5 protein-coding genes are annotated in these 4,875 nt (G+C 70.1%); 3 read left to right on the top strand and 2 right to left on the bottom strand.

All coding sequences use genetic code 11. From position 1 onward, the window contains the following. Window positions 1-1,024, bottom strand: a 1,024-nt coding sequence (locus WBL05_RS07710; RefSeq protein ID WP_424224945.1) for an aminopeptidase P N-terminal domain-containing protein, incomplete at its 3' end; no start/stop codon positions are given. 134 nt (window positions 1,025-1,158) lie between these two features. Here WBL05_RS07710 and WBL05_RS07715 point away from each other — a divergent pair. Next, on the top strand, window positions 1,159-1,896 hold the full coding sequence (locus WBL05_RS07715; protein WP_424224947.1) for a zinc ribbon domain-containing protein: 738 nt from the start codon (window positions 1,159-1,161) through the stop codon (window positions 1,894-1,896). An 86-nt stretch (window positions 1,897-1,982) separates the two neighbouring features. On the opposite strand, the gene WBL05_RS07720 is transcribed toward WBL05_RS07715, so the two are convergent. After that, window positions 1,983-2,429 carry a MarR family winged helix-turn-helix transcriptional regulator gene (locus WBL05_RS07720; RefSeq protein ID WP_424224948.1) on the bottom strand — a complete coding sequence of 149 codons (447 nt, stop codon included), beginning with the start codon at window positions 2,427-2,429 and terminating at the stop codon, window positions 1,983-1,985. 76 nt (window positions 2,430-2,505) lie between these two features. Here WBL05_RS07720 and WBL05_RS07725 point away from each other — a divergent pair, with 76 nt between their 5' ends. Together WBL05_RS07725 and WBL05_RS07730 are read left to right on the top strand one after the other, a co-directional pair. Next, window positions 2,506-4,329 carry an ABC transporter ATP-binding protein gene (locus tag WBL05_RS07725; RefSeq protein ID WP_424224950.1) on the top strand — a complete coding sequence of 608 codons (1,824 nt, stop codon included), beginning with the start codon at window positions 2,506-2,508 and terminating at the stop codon, window positions 4,327-4,329. Between the two features lie 56 nt (window positions 4,330-4,385). Then, window positions 4,386-4,875 (top strand): RNB domain-containing ribonuclease (locus WBL05_RS07730; RefSeq protein ID WP_424224952.1); only part of this gene is annotated, 490 nt, incomplete at its 3' end.

A 4,875-nucleotide genomic window follows, 5' to 3' on the forward strand; every position in this document is an offset into this window, starting at 1 on the left:
TACCGGCCCGCTGCGCGGCCGCGACGGCGTCGTAGACCTTGCGCTGGGCGGGGGTGAAGCGGCCGGACACCGGCAGGGTGCGGGTGACGTCGGCGGTGAACAGGGAGTCCAGTTCGACCCCGGCGTCCAGCAGCAGCAGGTCGCCCTCGGCGAGGTCGCCGTCGTTGCGGATCCAGTGCAGGGTGTTGGCGTGGTCACCGGCCGCGGCGATGGTGTCGTAACCGACCGCATTGCCCTGGTGGCGGGCGTGCAGCCCGAAGATGCCCTCGACCCAGCGCTCACCGCGGCCGTTGGCGACGGCGTTGGGCAGCTCGCGGACCACGGCCTCGAAGCCGACCGCGGTGGCCTTGCAGGCCTGCTTGAGTTGGTCGATCTCGAAGGCGTCCTTGATCAGCCGCAGTTCGCTGAGCGCGACCACGAAGTCGGCGTCCTGCTGCTCGGCGCGGCCGCGCCAGGAGTCGAGCTTGTCGGCCAGTTCCGGGTTGGCCTCGCGCAGCATCCGGGTCGGGGTGGTGGACGCCATCAGCTGCAGCGCCGGCTGCAGGTCATCGATGTCGGCGGTCCTCATCCGGGCCAGGGCGGCCATCTCGGCCAGCGACTCGCGCTGACCGACCCACATCTCGCCGTACCGGGAGTCGGCGTAGAACTCCTCGTCGGTGCGCGGCACCCGGGGGTGAAAGTAGAGGGTGGCCTCGTGACCGCCGGCGGCCGGCTCCATCACCAGTACCGCATCGGGCTCCCGGTCGGTGCCCAGCCCGGTCAGCCAGGTGAACGCCGAGTGCGGGCGGAACCGGTAGTCGCAGTCGTTGTTGCGGACCTTCAACCCGCCGGCCGGGATGATCAGCCGCTCACCCGGGTACAGCTCGGACAACTTCGCCCGGTGGGCGGCGGCAGCGATCGCCCCCGGCAGCGCCTTCGGCGCAGTCTCGTCATACGGCGCCCAGTCGGCCTGGATGAACTGCTTGAACGCCTCCGAGAAAGGGGTCTGCCGATTAGGAAGGGCGGGTCGCTGCTCGCTGGCCATGTATCCTCCAACTACGTTCGCGTCGTCAACCTGTTCGATCCTATGCCCATTGGGATCGCTGCCCACATCCCGGTGCTGGGAGGGGCGGTCGGGCTGCGCGGCGGTGGTTACGCTTCGGCCGACGGAGGTTCTCAATGCAAGCTGACCCGAGCGCCCAGCGCGCGCTGCTGCAGATCGCCGACCTGGACACCCAGGTAGCCCAGTTGCGACACCGCAGGACCACGCTGCCCGAGCACGCACAACTGGCCGAGCTGAACACCCAGCGGACACGGCTCGGTGAGCAGGTGGTCGCCTCGCAGACCAGGCTGGAGGACGCCGAGGCCGAGCAGGAACGGGTCGAGGCCGACCTGAACCCCGCCCGAGCCCGCCGTGAGCGCAACCAGAAGATGATCGACGCCGGTGGCGTGGACGCCAAGGCGCTGCAGTCGCTGATCGCAGAGACCACGCACCTCAAGGGCCGGATCAACTCGCTGGAGGACACCCAGCTCGAGATCATGCAGCAGATCGAGGATGAGACCGCGGTGCGGGATCGGCTGATCGCGCAGCGCACCGAGATCGAGAACCGGATGCGCGCGCTGATCACCAGCCGGGACGCCGCCGGCAAGGAACTGGACACCCGGATCGGCGAACTCGCCTCTCGCCGGGCGGACGTGGCTGGCCGGCTGCCGGCCGAGCTGATGGCGCTGTACGAGAAGGTGGCCCAGCGATCGGGCACCGGGGCCGCGGAGCTGCAGGCCCGCCGCTGCGGCGGCTGCCGGCTGGAACTCGACATGACCGAACTCAAGCGGCACGCCAATGCGGCGCCCGACCAGGTGCTGCGCTGCGAGGAGTGCGGCCGCATCCTGGTCAGGACCGAGCAGTCCGGGCTCTGACCCAGTCCCCCGGGCGTCACTGCGGAAGATCGCCAAGCGCAGTCGCTGGGCGAACTTCCGCATTCCAGCGAGTGGTGGCGTGCGGGCTACCCCTCGGGTGCCTGCGCCAGGGCGTCCTCAAGCAGCACCAGGATCCGCCGCAGCTCGGTGCGATCCTGAGCGCTGAGCACGCTGGCGAATTGCCGGGACTGCTGACTGCGGATCTCGGCGATCCGGGCCGCGAGTTGGTGGCCCGCCTCGGTCGCGCTGACCAGCACCGCCCGTCGGTCGGAAGGGTCGGGGCGCCGGCTCAACAATCCGGCGGCGACCAGGTCGTCCACCACCTGGGTGGTGGAGCGCAGCGCGATGCCGAGCGACTCGGCGAGCTGGCTGGGACGAAGCTCCCCGGCATCAATGACGGTGCGCAGCGCCCGGGCCTGGTGCGGGCTGACACCGCACGGTTCGAGCGCGGCCATCATGGCCCGGCGCATCCGGCGCGATACCCGCTGGAAGTGCTCGCGGATATCGTCGGCCGCAGGGTCAGTCGTACTCACTTGACTCCAATCAAATAGTGAGGTAACCTCTCAATGTGTTAACCAGAGTATATCGAATGAATGGAGGTGGGAGCAGATGATCGAACAGCCGCCGATGGGCCCGGCACGCGGGCCACAGCGAATCGATCCCTCCGATCGCGCCCAGCTCGCCGAGTCGCCCATTTCGCCCCGACGAGTTGCTGAGCTCTTCGCGCCCCAACGCTGGCGCATGCTGCTGCTGCTGCTGATCATCGTGGCGATGTCCGCGATCGGCATGGCGCAGCCCTTCCTGCTGCGTGCCGTCATCGACGACGCGCTGCCCAACAGGGACTCGCGGCTGTTGATCCTCACAGTCGCCGGCATGATCGGCGTGGCCGTCGTCACCGCCATAGGTGGGGTGTGGCAGACCTGGCTGGCCAGCGCGGTCGGCCAACGTGTCATGCATGAACTGCGGCTTGGTGTCTTCGCAAACGTGCAACGCCAGTCCCTCGACTTCTTCAAGCGCACCCGGGCCGGCGAGATCCAGTCCCGGCTGGTGAACGACATCGCCGGACTGCAGTCGATCCTCACCAGTACCGCCACCTCGGTGGCCACCAACTTCACAACTGCTGTCGCGACCGCGATCGCGATGGTCGCCCTCGACTGGCGACTGAGCCTGGTCAGCCTGCTGGTGCTGCCACCGGCCATCTGGGCAACCCGCCGGGTCGCCCTGATCCGCCGCGACCTGACCAGCGCCCGGCAGCGCGCCATGGCGCAGCTTCACAGCCAGGTGGATGAGACCCTCACCGTCAACGGCGCGCTGCTCACCAAGACCCTGGGCACCGCCGAACACAACATCGCCAGCTTCGCCGAAATCTCGAACAACCTGGTCGACCTCGACATGCGTTCCCAGCTCGCCGGTCGCTGGCGGATGGCCACCATGAGCGTCGTCTTCGCCGCGCTGCCGGCCGTCATCTACCTGGCCGCTGGCCTGGGGCCGAGCAGCGGCCTGACCATCGGCACCGTGGTGGCGTTCACCACACTGCAGGCGGCCATCTTCCGGCCGATCATGGGACTGCTCAACATCGGCGCTCAGTGGGTGGCCTCGATGGCGATGCTGAGCCGGGTCTTCGGTTACCTCGACCTGGTGCCCGAGGTGCCTGCCCCCGCGAACCCGGTTCCGGTGGACGTGGCCGGCATCCGCGGCGAGATCCGCTTCGAGCGAGTCAGCTATCGCTACCCGGACGCCGACCGGCCGGCCCTGCAAGGCGTCGACCTGACCATCCCCGCCGGCCACACGATCGGCCTGGTCGGAGCCACCGGCTCGGGCAAGTCGACGGTGGCGTCCCTGCTCTCGCGGCTGGCCGACCCCGACAGCGGCCGGATCACCATCGACGGCATCGATCTGCGCGGCCTCGACCCGGAGGACCTGGCCGCCATCGTGGGGGTGGTCAGCCAGGAGACCTACCTCAAGCACGACACCCTGCGCGCCAACCTGCAGCAGGCCCGGCCCCACGCCTCCGACGCCGAGCTGTGGCAGGCCCTGGAGGCGGCCCGGATCGCCCACGTGATCCGGGCGCTGCCCGAAGGCCTGGACACCGTCGTCGGCGCCCGCGGCCACCGGTTCAGCGGCGGCGAGCGGCAACGCGTCGCGGTCGCCCGGACGCTGTTGCGCAACCCGCGCGTGTTGGTGCTCGACGAGGCCACCAGCGCACTCGACCAGGGTACCGAGCGCGAACTGCAGGAAGCCCTCGACAACCTCGCGGTGGGACGTACCACGCTGACCATCGCGCACCGGCTCGGCACCGTGCGCAACGCCGACCAGATCGTCGTCCTCGATGCCGGACGCGTCGTTGAGCAGGGCAGCCACACCCAGCTGCTCGCCAGGGGTGGCCAGTACGCCGCCATCGTGGCGGCCGGGGAGGTCGCCCGGGCCGCCTGACCGCCCGAGCCCGGAAAGGTCGGCGAGGTCGCGACGGATCGGGGTAGGTTCACCCCATGCCGATCCGTCGCGTCCGGGTACCGCAGGCCCCGCCCGAACTGGTCGATGGGCTCCGCCAACTGGCGGCCGAACTGGCCATCCCCCGGCGATTCCCCGACGAGGTGCTCGCCGAGGCCGAGGCGGTGGCGACGTCCGGGCCCATCGACCGGGCCGAGCGCACCGACCTCACCGACCTGCCCTTCGTCACCATCGACCCACCCGGGGCGTCCGACCTCGACCAGGCGCTGTTCATCGAACGGCGCCGTCCCGGTTTCCGGGTCTGGTACGCCATCACCGACCTGGCCGCCTGGGTGCGCGCCGACGGGGCCATCGACACCGAGGCCCGCCGCCGAGGCCAGACCTACTACGCGCCCACCTGGCGCGTCCCGCTGCACCCGGCCGCGCTCAGCGAGGCAGCCGCCAGCCTGCTGGATGACGGAGTCGCCAGGCCCGCGCTGGTCTGGCGCACCGACCTCGACGGCGACGGCGTAGTCGAGCGGTCCGAGG

Origin of the sequence: Brooklawnia sp. (genome assembly GCF_049651565.1) — a bacterium.
Lineage (GTDB): Bacteria > Actinomycetota > Actinomycetes > Propionibacteriales > Propionibacteriaceae > Brooklawnia.